Origin of the sequence: Novosphingobium chloroacetimidivorans (assembly GCF_014204535.1) — a bacterium.
GTDB lineage: Bacteria > Pseudomonadota > Alphaproteobacteria > Sphingomonadales > Sphingomonadaceae > Novosphingobium > Novosphingobium chloroacetimidivorans.
Window position 1 is genome coordinate 1 of sequence record NZ_JACHLR010000038.1, and the last position, 16,900, is coordinate 16,900.

A 16,900-nucleotide genomic window follows, 5' to 3' on the forward strand; every position below is an offset into this window, starting at 1 on the left:
TCTGCTCTTCTGTGAACCTTGCTCGCTTCATTCGTCCGTCCTTCCATCAGGCCGGACTCTAATCAAGCTTGGAGGAAAACTCGGGGGTCACGTCATAACGCACCCGAATTGCTGCGCTTGCTCGTTGATCTGAAAATCAGGGCTATGCACGATGACAAGTTCATCGGCTTTTTGGGATTCGAAGATGCGATCGGGAGAGGCGATTGCGTGCAGCTATACACAAATGATGTCGCCGCCGCGCAGCAACTTGCTTGAGACTATCGAAGTCTCCCAGCTGCGAAGTCGCGCGTGAGTGCGATGAACGTCTTGAAAGCTGCGGAGGAATTGCGGCGGTTGGAATAGTAGAGGCACAAGGGCGGTAGGGTCGGCGTCCAGTCTTCAAGAATGCGCACGAGCCGACCCGCAGCGATGTCTTCGCGGACATCGGGTTCCATGAGATAGCCGATGCCCACGCCGTTGGTGACGGCGATCCGCGCCAGGGAAGCTTCGTCCAGCGTGATCGGGCCGTCGACGTCGAGCCGCAATTCCTGCCCATCCTTCTCGAACCGCCATTGGAGCAAGGCGCCATTGGGAAGCCGTCCCCGGACGCAGGGGTAAGCGAGCAGTTCCTGCGGCACCTGGGGAATGGCTTTGTCCTTGAAAAAGCCGGGAGACGCGACGATCGCGATACGTTGCATCTGACCCAACGGTATGGCGATCGCGTCGCTGGGCACCAGATCCGCGCGCCGCACGCCCAGATCGAAACCTGCCGCCACGACGTCGACCAGCCGCCCCTCGGTGACAAGGTCGATATGAACCTGCGGGTAACGCTGCATATAGGTCAGGATCAGCGGCACCATGATCTCACGCGCCGCCGTTGCGAACGCATTGATGCGCAAGGTTCCGGACGGGGTCTCCTGCTGCGACCGCGCCGTATCCATCGCCTTCTGGATGCCTTCGAACGCCGGTTTGATCTGCGCGACAAAGATCCGCCCGGCATGGGTCAGCGAAACGCTGCGCGTGGTGCGGTTGAACAAGCGCACGGCAAGCTCCCGCTCGAGCTTGCCTACCGCGTTGCTGATGGCGGTTGTCGACATGCCCAGGTCAAGCGCCGCTGCTCGAAACGAGCCACATCGAACGATCGCGAGAACCGCTTCAAGCTCAATCAGCGAATGGCGATTCATTGTCCTGCTTGTCGTGACACCCCATGCCGATTTGTCTCGATTATCGGGCGAGATGTCTATCGCTAAATGGGTTTCATCACCTGGAAGGAGATGAAAATGCCAATCGATCTACCAAAGCCGATCGCCGATTATGTGGAGGCCAACGCCCGTCTCGACGTCGATGGCATGATGAAGCCGTTCGTTCACGACGCCGTGTTCATCGACAACGGCAAGCGTTTCGAAGGACACGCCGCAATTCGCGAGCTGCTCGAACAAGAAGTGGTTCCGGTGAAAGCCATCTTCGAGCCGGACACGGTTCGGGAAGAAGGCGGCGACGTCATCGTCGAAGGTCCGGCCCACGGCGATTTCCCGGGCAGCCCGCTTCGCTTCACCTATCGCTTTACGCTGGCGCACGACGCCATCGAAGCCTTGGAGGTCTCGGTATGAGCATCAAGGCCGATCCCACCGAGTTCGCCGGTAAGCGCGTACTCGTCAGCGGTGGAACCAAGGGTCTGGGCCGGGCCACGGTCGAGCGCTTCCTGGCTGGAGGTGCCCGCGTGGTAACGGCAGCTCGCGCAATCAAGGACCCTATCGAGGGCGTCGAATATATACAGGCGGACCTGACGACTGCGGAAGGCGGCGAAGCACTGGCCAGGGTGGCGCTTGAGCGGCTGGGTGGTATCGACATCCTGGCCCATGTCGTCGGCGGTTCGGCCTCGCCGGCCGGTGGCTTCGTCGCGCTGACGGACGACCACTGGCTTGCCGAGCTGAACCTCAACCTGCTGGCGCCGGTCCGGCTCGATCGTCTGCTGATCCCGCAGATGATCGAGCGCGGCGAGGGCGCCGTGGTTCACGTCACGTCGATCCAGTCCGTGCTGCCGCTGCCGGAATCCACGACGGGCTATGCCGCCGCGAAGGCGGCGCTGAGGACTTACAGCAAATCGATCTCGAAGGAGCTCGGTCCCAAGGGCGTGCGGGTCAACGCCGTCTCGCCCGGCTGGACCATGACCGAGGCCACCCAAGACTTTCTCGAAATGCTTCGGACGGCCAATGGCGGCACGATCGAGGACGCACGCAAATCAGTCCTCGATACCTTGGGCGGTATCTCGATCGGACGCGGAGCCCAGCCCGAGGAGGTCGCCGATCTCATCGCCTATCTCGCGGCGTACCGTGCTGCGGCAATCCATGGGGCCGAGTTCGTGATCGATGGCGGGACCATCCGTACCGTCTGACGGTGCAGCACGGCGCTCGCCTTGTACGCAATCTTCTGACCAGGTGCTAGACGGCAGTCGTCGCTGACAGCTGCCGTCTAGTTCGTCTCGCGGAAACGACGACTGCGTCCCACGCAACGTCGTTCCGTGGTGGCACGTGATTAAAGCGCCGCCCGCTTTCCACCCGTTCACGCCCATCCACGGCTCTGTGCGGCTCCCTAGGAGCGGTTGGTTGTTCAGGTGAACGAGCGCCGATAGTTGGGAACAGGAAAGGGCGGTGTGAGCGTCCCGAGCAGGGTCGTCGCCACGGGCTTCGTAGAAAGGCGCGGTCTGACGTTACAGCAAGCCGGTGCCAATCTGTGCATCTCGTCTTCGGGCACCGATACGATACTCTTGCATTGGTTTCAGCTCGGTTCAGAGCGCGCTGTCAGCAACCTGCTCAAGACGGACAATTCATCCATCGCGAGTTGCGCAACATTTCCGGTTCGGCCCGCATAAGCGCGGAACTGCGAACTGACGAAGGCGGAGAACAAGGCAGCTTCCAGGATCGATGGCGTCCGTGCCGGGCCGATGATCGCCTGCAAGGTCTCTCGGGAGCTCTTGCCGCGTAGATATCGGAGCTGGGCGCCGAAAGCCGCGAGTCCTGGATCGCGCGCAGCCACGAGGAAGAGTGCGTCGCGACCCGAGCCATTGGTCGCGCTGGCGACCGCCGTAGCGGTGTCCATCAGAAGCTCCTGGCGCGAGGCTGCGGGGCGGGTACGCCCGCTACTCTCGGTCGCTTGCGCGACCGTTGCTGCGTAGATACTCTCGAAGGCGGCGGTCAGCAGCGCCTGCTTGGTCGGAAACTTGTGCGACACGGTGCCAAGGGTCACCCCGGCGCGCTCGGCCGTTGCGCGATGCGTCACGCTGGCGCCCAAGCCTTCGGCGACAAGGACTGCGGCTGCTGTCATGATACGAGCCGTGGTGTCGTCTTGCGGCGGTGCAATTGCACCTGTTCGCGACGCCTCCGCGTGCGCGAACTCGCGCCACGGCGCCGCCGGGGCAGGCGCGCCTACGAGCCACGCGGCGAGGCCGCGTGCAGTCTCGTCCAGCGCCGCGCGGTCGACCACGCGACGCCAACGGATGAGATGATAAAGGCTTTCCGTCTCGAACACGCGCTCGGCGACGATGGCGTTTTCTTGCAGTCCGAAGGCCTCACCCGCACGGAGCCAGAACCGATGCCACAGATCCAGCCAGTTCCTGGCCGATTCGCGGAACTCCGCGCCGCGATCGGCGAGGAGCAGGCATTCGCGCCAGGCGAAAGCCAGTGCCGGCTGCCCATTCGTCCATTCGTCAACGATATGCGCGAAGAAGCCGGCGAAACTCTGCGGTGACGCCGCAATACCTTCGAGCTGCGCGATCTGGCGCTCGCTCCAGTCCCGCGCAGCTCCCAGGCACTCGGACTGGCTGACTAGGAACAACTGTTCCAGAGAGCCGAAATGATGGTAGATCGAGGAAACCGGAGCCGCTGCTAACTGGCTCAAATAACGGGCTGACATACCCGCAGCGCCTCGCGCGCTCCAGCTCTCCATCGTCGCGGAAAGAATGCGCGATCGTGACGTTTCCGTTGCAGTTTTGCTAAGCTTTGCGATTGTGGCCACGGTACTCTCCCGCGTTGGCGATAGCAGATCGGCCTAGACTGCGCGAGTTCCGATCATGTCATCCAACCTACATACAGGCGTTCTAGTGGCTCGCTCGCGATAGCTAAGGGGGCCAGTGCCATGAAGACCAATTCCGCGTTGTTACTGCGATCCGGTGCGATCGCCGCTGCCGCACTCGCGATGATCCACGCGCCGGCAAGTTCCGCAAAGGACAGCGGCGAAGCCATCGCCGAGGATGCCGAGGAAGAGATCATCGTCACCGGCTCGATCCTGACTGCGCAACAGGACTCGATCCGTGCCAAGCGCGCCGCCGACAACCTGACCGATATCGCCGCGGCCGATGCGGTCGGTCGCTTCCCCGATCAGAACGCCGCCGCCGCGCTCTCGCGCTTGCCCGCCGTGGCGGTGCAGCGCGACCAAGGTCAGGAGCGCTACATCCAGGTGCGTGGCGCACCGAACCGCTGGACCTCGGTCAACATCGACGGCATTCCGATGCTGGGCGTGGACGAAGGCGGCGACACTCGGGCGTTCCGTTTCGACGCGATCCCCGCCGTGCTGCTATCGCAGATGGTGATCAACAAGTCGCTTACCTCGAACCTGCAGGCCGACGCCGTGGTCGCCACTATCGACCTCAAGACCTACTCGCCGATGGAGCGCAAGGGACTGCACGTCTCGGGCGATGCCGGCTACGGCTTCATGGATCTGGGCAAGGGTGAGCAGCGCCAGGGATCGCTCCGCCTCTCATGGTCGAACGACACCTTCGGGGTGGTCGTCGGCGGATCGCATTACCGCCGCAAGCAGCTCACCGACAACCGTGAGGTCGGCGCGTATGACGCGAATGGCCCCACCGAGTTCGACATTCGCCAGTACGAGATCGAGCGCTGGAACAACGGCCTGTTCGCCGGCGTGGAGTTCAGCCCGCAAGAGGGCCAGCGCCTCTATGCCAAGGCGATCTTCTCCGAGTTCAACGACGACGAGCAGCGCAACCAGTACGAGTTCCAGATCGGCAGCGCGGCCGCACGCGGCACTCGCACGCTGGACTCTGGCAACCTCAGCAACGTGCCCCTGCGCGGCAGCTTCAACTACGCCGAGTACCGCAACCGCAACTACATCGGCACGATCGGCGGCGACTACGAGGGTGATGACGGCTTCAACGTCTCGTTCAAGATGAATTATGCCAGGATCGACAACAATACGTATCTGCCGCTGGTGCAGGCATCGACGAGCGGCGCGAACAACCTTGCGCTCAGCTATGACAACAGCGATCCACGTTTCCCGATCGTCAGCTTGACCAGTGGCACGTTCAACCAGGCCAGCCTCAACGCTGCCGGTGCCTACGTGATCGCGGGCCGTCAGGAGACGGTTTCGGACAGCTACACCGCCAAGCTGGACGTCTCGCAGGAACTGGGCGACCTGACGCTCTCGGCGGGCGGCCTCTACGCGGATCGTGACATCGACGGCACCAATTTCGCCACGTCCAACATCGCCATGATCGGAAGGCTCGGTGCTGGCGCAGGCCTGCCGTTCAACGTCAACAGCTATGTCACGAACAAGCCATGGGACACCGGCTTCCCGCTCGGGGTGACGCTCAACTACGTCGACAACCGCGCGATGCGCCGCGACGTCGATGCCCTGCTCACGCGTCTGCAGGCGAGCGGCGTCTACAACCCCGCGCTCGACGTGCCGCAGACCGACCGCTACGCGCAGCAAGAGAAGACCCTGGCCGGCTACGTCATGGCACGGGTCGAGACCGGGCCGCTGACCGCCATCGGCGGCCTGCGCGTGGAGCGATACAATTTTGACAACCGCGGCCAGGTGCAGAGCCAGGTCGGGACAGCGCGGGTGTTCACCCCGCTGACGTACACCAACAGCAAGACCGACTTTTTCCCCAGCCTCAACCTCAAGTATACGGCCACCGACAACCTGGTGCTGCGCCTGGCCGGTCAGCGCGGCGTGTCGCGCCCCGCATTCGGCGCGATCCGTGTGGGTGCTTCGATCAATGACACCAACAGCCCCGGCACCATCGCCGGCGGCAACCCGGCGCTCAGGCCCGAGTATACCTGGGGCGCGGACGCCAGCGTGGAGTACTACCTGCCGGGCAATGGCCTGATCTCGATCGCGGGCTTCTATCGCTGGATCGACAACGTGTTCTATCAGAGCCAACTGCCCGTCGGCACAGACTTCTACAGCTCTGGCGGCATCGACCGCTCGCGCTATCTGTTGACCGGCACCTACAATGGCGAGAGCGGCAAGCTCTACGGTGTGGAGTTCAACGTGCTCAAGCAATTCGATTTCCTGCCCGGCGCGCTTTCCGGCTTTGGCTTCCAGGGCAACCTGACACTGCTGGACGGCGACTTCGATACTCCGACCCAGACCGGCCTGCAGTTCCAGGGCATGTCGGACACGATCGCGAATGCCTCGGTGTTCTACGAAAAGTACGGCATCTCGGCGCGCGTCAGCTACCAGTACCGTTCGGACTGGCTGGACACGCTGGGTGGGTTCGGCTCGGGCGAGTTCCGCAAGGGTTACGAGAACCTCGACGTCTCGCTGCGCTACGCGCTGACCGAGAACTTCACGCTGTTCGCGGATGCCGCGAACCTCACCAACGAGAAGTACATCGCCTACCAGGGCACTGAAGCCATGCCGACCGAGGTCGAGCAGATCGGCTCACGCTATCTGTTCGGTGTTCGGTTCAGCTACTGAGACGGGAGAACCATACCATGAAGACGAGCCTTCGGATCGCACTCGCCGGTGCCATCGCAGCCAGCGTGACACCTGCGGCGCTGGCGATCGAGCCGGCCACGGTCACGCGCATCGACGCTGCCACCGTGGAACTCGATGCCGGTGCCTTGAAGCCGCAGTCGGTCTGGATCAGCGCCGACACGCGCATCGACGATGGCGACCAACGAGCCGGTGTGCCTGGCAAGGATGGCAAGCTCAAGCTGGCAATCCCCGCGAGCGAGCGGCGCTACGTGATCCTGCGCGCCAAAGGCGGCCAGGACACCGTCGTTTCCGAACGCGTGTTGCCGCTGCAGCAGGCGAGCAATTTCCGCGATATCGGCGGCTATGTGACCAGGGACGGTCACACCGTGCGCTGGGGCAAGGCGTTCCGTTCGGGCGCGATGCCGCTGCTGACCGAAGCTGACTACGCGCTCGTCCAGCAGCTTGCGATCGGCAGCGTGGTGGACTTGCGCTCGCTCGACGAGCGTGAGGTCGCTCCCGACCAGATCGACGATCGCACCGGCGCGCTGTTCATCTCCAACGATTACTCGATGAAGCCGCTGATGGCCAAGATCGGGCAGGGCGACGGCGAGAACATGTACCAGGGCATGGAAAAGATGCTGAGGCCACAGTTCCGTTCGCTGCTCAAGCGCCTGATCGCGGACGAGGGTGCGGTGGTCTATCATTGCTCGGCCGGACAGGATCGTACCGGCATGGCGACCGCGCTGCTCTACGACACGCTCGGCGTAGATCGCCAGACGATCCTCAAGGACTATCACTTGTCGACCATGTTGCGCCGGACCGAGTGGGAGATGCCCAAGGTCGATCCGAAGGACTACCCCAACAATCCGATGGTCCAGTACTACTTCGCTCGCGCGCAAGGCGAACGCGTGAAGGCCGAGCCGCTCTACACGCCCAAGGGCGTTTCGCACCTGGCGCAGTTCTTCACCTACATCGATCAGCAATATGGCGGCTCAGAGGCCTACCTGAAAAAGGCACTCGGGCTTGGCGACCAAGACATCGGCAAGCTGCGAGCCGTCATGCTGGACTGAGCGCTCAGCAATACGCCACGATCGTGCCGATTACAGACGGTAGTCGGCGCCGAGGGGGCAGTCATCAGCACGGCGCCACAGTTGAGCATCCCTGTTGCCGTTAGCGCCCCCGCTGGTCGACTCTCTCGCGTCTGAATTGCCCTTCGTGGTGCGATTGCTGAGCGCCTGGGCTCGGGTCGTCATCGCAGAAGCATTGTCGCAGGCCCATGCGGTGGTGACCGCCGGGCCTGCGACTACTTGTGGGCTAGCAACCTGCTGTTCTCATTCGGTGCCGGCTGACGCCGTTGCTCCGTCACGGCTGTCGCGCTGCAGAGCCCCCCGGTCACGCGATATCTGCCCATCGCTGGCTGAAGTCGCCCCGCCGTCGGTTCCTGCCAACATGCCGTTGAGAGATTTTCCCGACATTCCCAGTTCGGCCATCAAGCCATCTATAAGCGGTCCGCCCACACGGTAGCGCATGGCGGCGGCGACTGCGGCATCGGCGAGGTTCTCATGTCCGTTGGCCGTCGCGGTGTCAGCCGCCCCGTTGCCATGAAGCCCTCGGGCATCGACGATGCTGATGCGATCGATGTTCTCCATCGGCTTGCTCGCCGCGGCAATGATCGACGGCAATGCTTCCAGCATGGCCTTGCGGAGCAACAGCGCGGTCTGTGTCTCGTCGAGCAGGTTGGTTGCCCGGTTGATCGCGGCCTTGCCGGCGGCATCCACCTCGAACGCGGCCTGGCGACCCAGGGCTCGCGCCTTTTCCGCATCCGCCTCGGCGGTAGCCTCGGTTCGCAATGCGCTTGCCCGTGCTTCGGCTGCTTCCTTCTCGGCGTTCGCCGCCACAGTGATGCCAACCGCGTCCTCTTGCGCGCGCTGGGTAGCGGCGATGACGGCGACGTTCTTGTTGCGATTGGCGATCTCGGTCGCCTTGGCCGTCGCGACACTTTCTTCCGCCTTAACGGCAAGCGCGCGTGCCTCGTTGGCCGCGGCCGTGGCGGTGGATTCCTCCTCGGACTTCTGCGCGGTTTGCACGGCGGTGGTGATGCGGGCGATCTCGATCGTGCGGTCACGCTCGATCGTGGCGGTCTGGATGGCGCCATCGCGCGAGATGGTCGCAGTCTGGATGACCTTGTCGGCCTCGGTCTGCGCCACCGTCTGCGCCTGTTCCGCCGTAATCCGCGCGATCTCGGCAAGACGGGTCTGTTCGGCTTCCGCAGTCGCGATCGCCGTCGCCTGTTCGGCGCGCCGGGCGGCGAGCGTCTGCTCCTGGGTCAGACGTGCCTGCTCGGCTGCTTGCGCAATCTCAAGCGACTGGTTGTTCGCTTCGAGGTTGCGCTGCTCGATCTCGACACGGTTGGTGGCGACGATGTCGTTGCGGATCTTCTTGCGCTCCTCGATCGTCCGGGTGAGCACGGTCAGACCCTCGGCGTCGAAGGCGTTGTTCTCGTTGAAGTGCTCAAAGGCGGTCTGGTCGAAGTGCGTGATGCTGACCGACTCAAGCTGGAACCCGTTCATGTCCAGGTCGGTCATCAGCGCTTCCTGCACCTCTTAAATGAAGTCGGCGCGGTTGGCGTGCAGGTGCTCCATCGTCATCGTGGCCGCGACGGAGCGCAGGGCGGAGACAAGCTTGCCATCGAGCAGCGACTTTACCGCATCGGCGCTGTTGACGGAATCGCCAAGAGTTTGCGCCGCTGCCGCGATCGACTGGGCATCGGGCTTCACCTTGATGTGGAAGAGCCCGACCACGTCGACCCGCAGCTTGTCCAGGGTGATCAGCGCGTCCTTGTTGAGGCGGGAAACCTCCAGCTTCACGGTAGTAAGGCGCACCTGCATGAGCTCGTGAAGCACCGGAATGACCATGATGCCGCCGTTCAGCACGACCTTCTCGCCGCCAAAGCCGGTGCGGATGAGGGCAACGTCCTTGGTCGCGCGGCGGTAGAGACGGGTCAGGACCACCCCGATCACGATCAGAGCGAGCAATACGATGCCGGCGTATATCATGGTGTTAAGAAGCGATGCAGGCACGTCGTAATCCCCCCAGATGGTAGTGCGTACCGATCTCCTATCAGATCGGCTCCAAAAGCGTGGGTCGATCGGGCACCGCGTAGAAAAGTTTTTCCTCGCGGCGCACAAGCAGCGCAGTCTCGCCTGCGGTGATGACCACTGCATCGTCGTGCGGCTCGAGCATGATGAAGTGCGCCTGGCCATGTTGATCGATCACTTTGGCTCTCGCCGGTGATCCGCGGCGCGCCGTGCCTTCAAGGATCGTACCACGCCGCCTTAGAAGATCGTCGGTGGATATCACGGTGGTTTCGAAGCCGGGCATGATGCGCGCCAGCCCATTAGCGACGAACGTGTTCAGCGTGGTGCCGACGAGCAATGCGGCGACCACGGCCAGCCCCGGGTGCAAGGGTGCGTCGAAAACCGCGCTTGCGACCTGCTGCACTGCCAGTCCGGACAGGGTGAAGCAGCCCAGCAGGGAGGTCAGCCAGATCAGTATCGGCAGTTCGCCACCAAGACCCAGCCAGGCGAGTACGCTACCTCCATCATCGACGGCACTGTCCCAATCGAGGTCGAGATGACCGAGCCCCAAGCCGATGGCTTCGATCAGGCCGATCCCGAGCATGATCAGAAACGACAAGACGAAGGGGAGATACGCGGGCGTCAATAACTGGGCGAACATGGCATTTGGCTAACACGCTCGTGTCAGCTTGTCAGTCGCAACCGGGTCGGGAAAGAAGGGTCCGATGCACGGGCTGTAGAAGTGGCGGCGGCTCGCGGCTCGTGGGCTTCGCCGGGCGGCGCCTATCTGCCCAGGATCGCGCGGCGCATCCTGGGGAGCGCGTGATCGGCGATCAATGTCCACCTTTTGGTCTTGAGGCCAAGATCGGCATCCCCGCGCCAGGAGGATCGTTGGCAGCAGAACACGCTGAGCCGAGCGGCTACTACCCGTGACCGCTGGCCATCAAGCGCAGTGCGGATGCCAGCGCGTCCATCTGCGTCTCGGTGTTGAACAAGGCAGGCGAGACACGCACGCATGCGCCGCCAGCGACGCCGTCCCGGTGAACCGTGAAGATGCCGTGCTGCTCCAGAAGCGTGCGGGCGATTGCCATGTTGCCAGCAACGTCGGTGATCCCGCGCAGGCGGAACGAGGTGATCCCGCCGTGCAGTTCGGGATCGTCCGGCGTCAGCACCTCGATCCCGTCCACGCCGCGCACTTGCCGAACCCATCGGTTGCGAAGGGATCGCAGCCGCTCTGCCCGGCGGGTGCGGCCGATGCCCTCCTGAAAGGCGAGCGCAGCCGGGACGGTAAGCTGCGCTGCGAAATCGACGGTTCCTGTATGGACGCGCGCCTGGGTGTTGTTGGCAGCATCCGCATCATTCGCAGGGTGCTTGTCGATACGATCGAGAACAGTTTCGCGGATGTACATCGCCGCCACACCCAGCGGCGCGCCCAGCCACTTGTGTCCATTGATCGCCACGAAATCGCAGTCCAGGTCGGGAAGAGCGAAGTCGAGCTGATACCAGCTGTGCGCAGCGTCCACGATAGCGTCGATCCCACGCTCCCGCGCCAGTCTCACGATTTCCCGCACGGGCACCACCAAGCCTGTACGATGACTTAGATGGGTGAGAAGAACAAGGCGGATACGCGGATCGGCATCGAATGCGGCGCGATAGGCATCCACCAGGGAGACGCGCGTTGCCGGGTAGGGCAGCGCAATCCGGCGGACGTTGACGCCGCGGTGCGCGCGCAAGGACTCCATGCACGCCTGCATGCTGTCATAGTCTAGGTCCGCGTAAAGTACACTGTCACCGGCTTTCAACCGGTTGTAACCAAGGATCAGTGCCTGCAATGCCTCAGTTGCGTTGCGAGTCATCGCAATCTGTTCTGCAGGCACTCCCAGCGCTCCAGCGAGTGCGTTTCGAGCCGCGACGAGATCCGCGCCCATGCCACGCCGGGCGTAGTAGCTGGTGTCGCGGTTCACGCGGCTGACTTGGGTCGCGTATTCCGCGGCAACCGGGCGCGCCATCATGCCCCAGTTGCCGTTCTCGAGCTGGATGACATCGCGCGGCGCGTCATATTGTTCGGCGACGCCGCGCCAGAAGGCAGGATCCGTCTTGCCCCTGGCGGCGGCGGGAAGCGCCGATGCAAGACCGGCGGCCAGCGGCAGGGCTCCCGCGCCGATGAGCACCCGCCGCCGATCGAAGCTCATCAAAACCGCATGTCCAGGCGCACGTAGTATTGCGCGCCATCGGTGTCGTACGGTGCGTTGCGCGAGTAGACGAGGCCCCGCGAGGCCTGGAACACCGCCTCTGCGGGATAGGTGTTGAACAGGTTTTCCGCGCCACCCCTGAGGGTGAAATGATCGTTCAAGGTGTAGCTGAGCGAAGCGTCGAACAGGGCGATGCTGCCGAAGCGCTGGAAGATCTCGCCCGTCGCGTTGCCGGTCGAGTCCGTCCAGGCGCCGTAGTAACGCCCGCGAATGAACGCGCCGAACCGGCCGATATCGTAGCCGATCGTTCCCGTGGCGTTGTGCTGCGGCAGGCGTTCTTCGAAGATGCGCCGTTGCGCGTCGTTGCCGATGGCCGCGCTTGCGCCGCTGGTCACCTTCGTCTGATTGTAGTTGTAAGCAATGCTCACGTTCGCACGACCAGGCCCCACGCGCCGCACATAAGTCAGGACGGCATCGACACCGCGCGTTCGCGTATCGAAATCGTTCGTGAAGTAGCTGACCGAGGTGAAGCCATTGGGATTGGGGAAGCTGGCCGGGATCGCAAGGGCGCGGGATTCGCTGAAGCGGTCGTCTACGCGGATCTGGTACAGGTCGACGCTGCCGCTCAGTCCGAAGTCGCTCTGAAACGTCAGCCCGGCCGTCATCGTGTCCGAGGTTTCGGGCTTCAGCGGCTGCGCGCCCAACGCGACGGCCAAGGCGCTGGTGGGCGACAGGCGCCCGGAGTTGAACACCTGCAGTGTAACCGTATCGAGGCCCTGGGTCGTCGACACGGTGTTGAGCTGCGCGGGAGTCGGGGCACGGAAGCCCGTGGAATAGGTCGCACGAGCGGCAATGCCCGGCGTCGGCTCGGCACGCACGGAAAGCTTGTAGTTGAACGTATCTCCAAAGGCGGAGAAGTCCTCGTACCGACCTGCGGCACCGAGCGTCAGCGCATTCACCGGCTTCCACTCGAGGTCGAGATAGCCGGCATAGCTGGTCTGCCCGAACGTTCCCGCGCGCTCCGGTCCGAAACCTGGAAAGCCGTTCGCATTGGGTGCAAGGCCGGCTGCGGCGCCCGGTCCGATGGCGTAAGATGCTGGGTCACCGGTCGAGACTTCATAGGTTTCCCGCCGGCGTTCGGCGCCGAACGCGATGTTGATTGGATCGGCGGTACCGACTGGCAAGCGGTAGACGAAGTCCGCGTTCAAGTTGAACTCACGCTGCTCCAGGCGACCAAGATAGAAGCTGGTCGGGCTGACCGGGCCCAGAGACGCGTTCACCGTTTCGCTCAATTGATATTCGATGCGGCTGCGGCCGAACGATCCGCTGAGATCGTAGGTGAAGCGGTCGCCAAGGGCGCCGCGCAGACCTGTCATCGACTGATAGTCGCTGAACGTCGTACCGAGACGCGGAGTAAACCCGGCCGGGAAAACCTGCGAGAAGTTGAACCCGGGAAAGACCGCCGCAGGTCGGTAAACACTGGCTGTGCCAGCTGGGTTGCGCCAGTTGAAGTCGGTCCGGCCCTCGCCATCCTGCACCGTGCCGAAGGTGTAGAGGGTCACGCCATCGGCCAGGTCATAATGCGCGTTCACCGCGCCTTGTATGCGCTCCAGATCCGGCTGACCCCAGCGCTGCACCGGGTTGGGTAGCGCGATCTGCGGGTTTGCGGCCTGGAACGCGATCGCGTCGGGACGCTGACGCGAACGTGATGTGGCATCGGCATGATCGTACTGGCCGGTCACGACGAGCACGCCGCGGTCGCCCAGAGCGATGCCGCCACGGGCGCCGGTCTGGTACTCAGCACCGTCGCCGCGGTGATACTCGGAGAACTGTCCGAACGCCTGCATTCCAGGCTGATCGTCGAGGATCAGGTTTACCACGCCCGCGATCGCATCCGACCCGTACTGCGCCGATGCACCGTCGCGCAGCACCTCTATGCGGCCGATCGACAATGGCGCGATACTGGCAAGGTCTGGCGCTTGCGCACCCCGTGTGCCGAGAAGGGCGGAGCGATGATAGCGCTTGCCGTTCAGCAGCACGAGCGTTTGGTCCGCGGACAGACCTCGCAGCGTGGCCGGGCGGACGAATGCCTGCCCGTCCGCCGCAGGCAACCGCTGCACGTTGAAGGAGGGGAGAAGCTGCGCCAGGGTGTCAGACAAGTCGCTTGAGACGCTCGACTGGATCGATTGTTGCGATAGCACGTCGACCGGGGCGAGAGTGTCGAACTGCGTGCGTGAGCGATCGCGCGTGCCGGTCACGACGATGGCGTCGGTGCTGGCTTCGGCTCCAGCCGGAGGGTTGTCCGCCTGTCCGACAGCCGTTGTCACTTGCGCCTGCGAGGACAACGGGAACAGCGCGGCCAGCCCGATGGCGCCGCCTAGAAGATGTCGCAAAGATGTTCCCCTGATGGAAAGGGAGGCCGTGGTTGCCTCGTCCCGGGGGCACCTAGGGCGTCAAACTTACACTCTTGTGACGCTTCATCGGCAAATTAGCGATCAGGTCGCCTGGTCGAGCCTGAGCGATCTGCCTGGCCCGTGTGGCTTTCAGCTTGCCTGGATGGATGGCGAGGTTGCGGGCCGCGACAACCTTGAGTTGAGCGTCCGCGCGTGGGGCGGCACGACCGTCTCACATCTGCAAGCTCGTGCAAAAGAGCCGAGCGGTCTGTGGTCGTCACCCGAAGTCAGCCCGACCTACGTCACTCGGCAAGCGCTGGTTGCAGCGCGATACCGAGATCGAGACCTTCCGGTATCGCGATCTTCACGACGGCTTCTGCATAGCTGCTCGTCTTGCCTGGCATGAACGCGATCTGTTGGTCCTGGAGCAGGGCCTGGACGGCCCCTGATAGTCGGTGGACAACCGGGGAGGGCACAAGCCCGTTCAGCAAGCGTTACAACGCGGCGCACGAGCGAGGATGATTATCCGACAAGAGGTGTTCCACATGTACAAGTCTTCTCGCAGATCCGTGCTGATCGGCGCCGCGCTGACCGCGCCGTTGCTCGTCCTGTCCGGGTGCGCGACGGTGGGCCTCGGGGGCGGGCCCGAGGAAGGCCTTCGGCGCTTGCTCGAAATATCGAGCCAGCGCGCGTTGACGCGCCTCGTCACGGATAATGGCTACCTGAACGATGTCGACGCGCGGATCGCCCTGCCGGCCGGCGCGGGCGATCGCTCCGCGGCGGTGCTTGGCGCACTCTTGCGATCGGTCCCGGTGCAGCGCGAACTGACGCTGCTGGTCAACCAAGCAGCGAGCGAGGCGGCCGACCGTGCAGCGCCGCTGGTCTATGACTCCATCCGTTCGCTGACGTTCTCCGATGCCATCGGGATCGTGCGCGGAGGGCCGACCGCCGCCACCTCCTACCTGGAACGCTCGATCGGGGACCGCATCATCGATGCCATGCTGCCGGAGGTGGGAGGCGTATTGCGGCAGCTCGACGATCGCTCGATCCTGGGACCGGTCCTGGGCGCCGCTACCGGCATCGACATCCCGGCGCTGCAGCGCACCGTCGCCCGACAGGCGGCGCAAGGCCTCTGGCGCGCCATCGGCCGAGAAGAAGCCTCGATCCGCGCCGCGCCGTCCACCGCTGATGATCCACTCGTCGAGGGGCTATTGAACGGTTCGAGGTTGCTGGGAGGGTGAGCGCCGGCTGAGCCCGGACGGCTTGCGCGAAGGAGTTGGACCATGGACCTTGGTACACAGGGCTCCTGGCGTGTCGAACATTTGCCGCCGTTGCAACCTGATCAGCGATCTCGACAGAACAGCGGTTATGACTTGAGAGATCGGGCGCCAGGTCGTGCTATCGTCCGGGATCTCTCACATCGATTGCAGCGGCGAGGGCAAGTATCGTGCGCGCATGCCGCAAGGCTACGGCTTCGCGGTCCGCGCCGTAACCGCCGCCCAGCGTACTCGCCAGCGGAATGCCACGTCGGTTCGCTTGCGTCGCCACGAACTGATCGCGGTTCGCCAGGCCGTCGTCGGTCAAGGAAAGCCGGCCTAGCTTGTCGTCCGCATGCACATCGACGCCGGCCTGCAGCAGGACAAGATCCGGCGCGAAATCATCGAGAACCGTCGGCAGCGAACCGGCCAGAGCTTCCAGATAGCCCGTATCTCCCGTTGCATCGGGTAGTCCGATATCCAACGAGGAACGCGCCTTGCGGGTTGGGAAGTTCTTTTCCGCGTGAATGGAGAGAGTAAAGATGTAGCTCCGCCCTGCGGTCAGAGCGGCAGTGCCGTCGCCCTGATGCACATCGAGGTCGAGGATCAGGATGCGCGAGACATCGCCCTCCGCGATGAGCCTGTTGGCGGCGAGTGCGAGATCGTTGAAGACGCAGTAGCCCGCACCGGTGTCGGCCAAGGCATGATGGCTGCCGCCGGCGGCGTTTGCGGCATAACCGTGCTGCAGCGCCAGCTTCGCCGCGAGCCACGTTCCGCCGGGAGAGAGCTGCGATCGGCGAGAGATCCTCTCGTCGATCGTGAAACCGATCCGCCGTTGCTTCGCAGCCGGCACCCTGCAACCGATGACTTCATCGACATAAGCCGGGTCGTGCACGGCCTCGAGCCATTCCCGGGGCATGACTTCCGGCGTGTGGACCGTCATGCCCACCCCACTTTCGTGCAGTATCCGCATGACCAGAGCGTATTTGTCGTGTGGGAAGGTGCCCGTACCTTCGGCTTCAACCACGTAACCGGAATGATGGACGACATGCAGCATATCGCTGCAGCTAGGACCGGAAGTCTTACAGGTCGACATGGATGAACAGCCATTTTCGGTAGGCGACCGCACGCCGCGAAGTGTGGGGAAGCCTGTTAGTGCGCCATCTCGGCAGTAGGAGCGGCATGGCCTCGCCTTAGGTCACATACCCATAAACAGGATTCCCAAAGGGGCGGCGATCTGATTCATTCTCCGAGAAGGGGATTGATATGGCGCGGTTTGATTTGAC

At 63.5% G+C, this 16,900-nt stretch carries 11 protein-coding genes and 1 pseudogene; 5 read left to right on the forward strand and 7 right to left on the reverse strand.

Translation table 11 applies throughout. From position 1 onward, the window contains the following. Positions 1-257: 257 nt before the first annotated feature. Positions 258-1,163: a LysR family transcriptional regulator gene (locus tag HNO88_RS20805; RefSeq protein WP_184250494.1), complete on the reverse strand. Its 906-nt coding sequence runs from the start codon at positions 1,161-1,163 to the stop codon at positions 258-260. 96 nt (positions 1,164-1,259) lie between these two features. On the opposite strand from HNO88_RS20805, the gene HNO88_RS20810 reads away from it, so the two are divergent. Continuing rightward, entirely contained in the window at positions 1,260-1,589 is a 330-nt protein-coding gene (locus HNO88_RS20810; protein ID WP_184250521.1) for a YybH family protein, read from the forward strand. Then, a complete protein-coding gene (locus HNO88_RS20815) occupies positions 1,586-2,374 on the forward strand; it encodes an SDR family oxidoreductase (protein WP_184250497.1) in 789 nt (262 codons plus the stop codon). Before HNO88_RS20810 ends, HNO88_RS20815 begins: the two co-directional genes overlap by 4 nt. Before the next feature lie 383 nt (positions 2,375-2,757). On the opposite strand, the gene HNO88_RS20820 is transcribed toward HNO88_RS20815, so the two are convergent. Beyond that, the gene (locus tag HNO88_RS20820; RefSeq protein WP_184250500.1) at positions 2,758-3,993 is read right to left on the reverse strand and encodes a TetR/AcrR family transcriptional regulator; all 1,236 of its coding nucleotides are present in this window, start codon (positions 3,991-3,993) and stop codon (positions 2,758-2,760) included. 120 nt (positions 3,994-4,113) lie between these two features. Between HNO88_RS20820 and HNO88_RS20825 the strand changes: the two genes are divergently transcribed. Both HNO88_RS20825 and HNO88_RS20830 read left to right on the forward strand, forming a co-directional pair. Next, on the forward strand, positions 4,114-6,696 hold the full coding sequence (locus HNO88_RS20825) for a TonB-dependent receptor (protein ID WP_184250503.1): 2,583 nt from the start codon (positions 4,114-4,116) through the stop codon (positions 6,694-6,696). A 17-nt stretch (positions 6,697-6,713) separates the two neighbouring features. Beyond that, entirely contained in the window at positions 6,714-7,766 is a 1,053-nt protein-coding gene (locus HNO88_RS20830; protein ID WP_184250506.1) for a tyrosine-protein phosphatase, read from the forward strand. A 261-nt stretch (positions 7,767-8,027) separates the two neighbouring features. Here HNO88_RS20830 and HNO88_RS20835 read toward each other — a convergent pair. The 4 genes and pseudogenes from HNO88_RS20835 to HNO88_RS20850 all read right to left on the reverse strand — a co-directional run bounded on the left by HNO88_RS20835 (position 8,028) and on the right by HNO88_RS20850 (position 14,358). Further along, positions 8,028-9,776: pseudogene (locus HNO88_RS20835) on the reverse strand (flotillin family protein). Positions 9,777-9,816: 40 nt separating this feature from the next. Beyond that, positions 9,817-10,434, reverse strand: coding sequence for an OB-fold-containig protein (locus HNO88_RS20840; protein WP_184250509.1), 618 nt, complete (start codon positions 10,432-10,434; stop codon positions 9,817-9,819). A 262-nt stretch (positions 10,435-10,696) separates the two neighbouring features. Beyond that, positions 10,697-11,965 carry an aminotransferase class V-fold PLP-dependent enzyme gene (locus tag HNO88_RS20845; protein WP_184250512.1) on the reverse strand — a complete coding sequence of 423 codons (1,269 nt, stop codon included), beginning with the start codon at positions 11,963-11,965 and terminating at the stop codon, positions 10,697-10,699. Then, positions 11,965-14,358, reverse strand: coding sequence for a TonB-dependent receptor plug domain-containing protein (locus HNO88_RS20850; RefSeq protein WP_246382247.1), 2,394 nt, complete (start codon positions 14,356-14,358; stop codon positions 11,965-11,967). The genes HNO88_RS20845 and HNO88_RS20850 overlap by 1 nt, the downstream gene beginning before the upstream one ends. A gap of 545 nt (positions 14,359-14,903) precedes the next feature. On the opposite strand from HNO88_RS20850, the gene HNO88_RS20855 reads away from it, so the two are divergent. Then, a complete protein-coding gene (locus tag HNO88_RS20855) occupies positions 14,904-15,599 on the forward strand; it encodes a DUF4197 domain-containing protein (protein ID WP_184250515.1) in 696 nt (231 codons plus the stop codon). 157 nt (positions 15,600-15,756) lie between these two features. Here HNO88_RS20855 and HNO88_RS20860 read toward each other — a convergent pair whose 3' ends face one another. Continuing rightward, positions 15,757-16,671 carry a histone deacetylase family protein gene (locus tag HNO88_RS20860; protein ID WP_184250518.1) on the reverse strand — a complete coding sequence of 305 codons (915 nt, stop codon included), beginning with the start codon at positions 16,669-16,671 and terminating at the stop codon, positions 15,757-15,759. Positions 16,672-16,900: the final 229 nt, after the last annotated feature.

Bases quoted from the DNA above. Each gene is read 5' to 3' on its own strand.
- HNO88_RS20815 (WP_184250497.1), top strand. From the start codon at position 1,586: ATGAGCATCAAGGCCGATCCCACCGAGTTCGCCGGTAAGCGCGTACTC.
- HNO88_RS20830 (WP_184250506.1), top strand. From the start codon at position 6,714: ATGAAGACGAGCCTTCGGATCGCACTCGCCGGTGCCATCGCAGCCAGC.
- HNO88_RS20845 (WP_184250512.1), bottom strand. From the start codon at position 11,965: ATGAGCTTCGATCGGCGGCGGGTGCTCATCGGCGCGGGAGCCCTGCCG.
- HNO88_RS20855 (WP_184250515.1), top strand. From the start codon at position 14,904: ATGTACAAGTCTTCTCGCAGATCCGTGCTGATCGGCGCCGCGCTGACC.
- HNO88_RS20860 (WP_184250518.1), bottom strand. From the start codon at position 16,671: ATGCTGCATGTCGTCCATCATTCCGGTTACGTGGTTGAAGCCGAAGGT.
- HNO88_RS20840 (WP_184250509.1), bottom strand. From the start codon at position 10,434: ATGTTCGCCCAGTTATTGACGCCCGCGTATCTCCCCTTCGTCTTGTCG.
- HNO88_RS20825 (WP_184250503.1), top strand. From the start codon at position 4,114: ATGAAGACCAATTCCGCGTTGTTACTGCGATCCGGTGCGATCGCCGCT.
- HNO88_RS20810 (WP_184250521.1), top strand. From the start codon at position 1,260: ATGCCAATCGATCTACCAAAGCCGATCGCCGATTATGTGGAGGCCAAC.
- HNO88_RS20805 (WP_184250494.1), bottom strand. From the start codon at position 1,163: ATGAATCGCCATTCGCTGATTGAGCTTGAAGCGGTTCTCGCGATCGTT.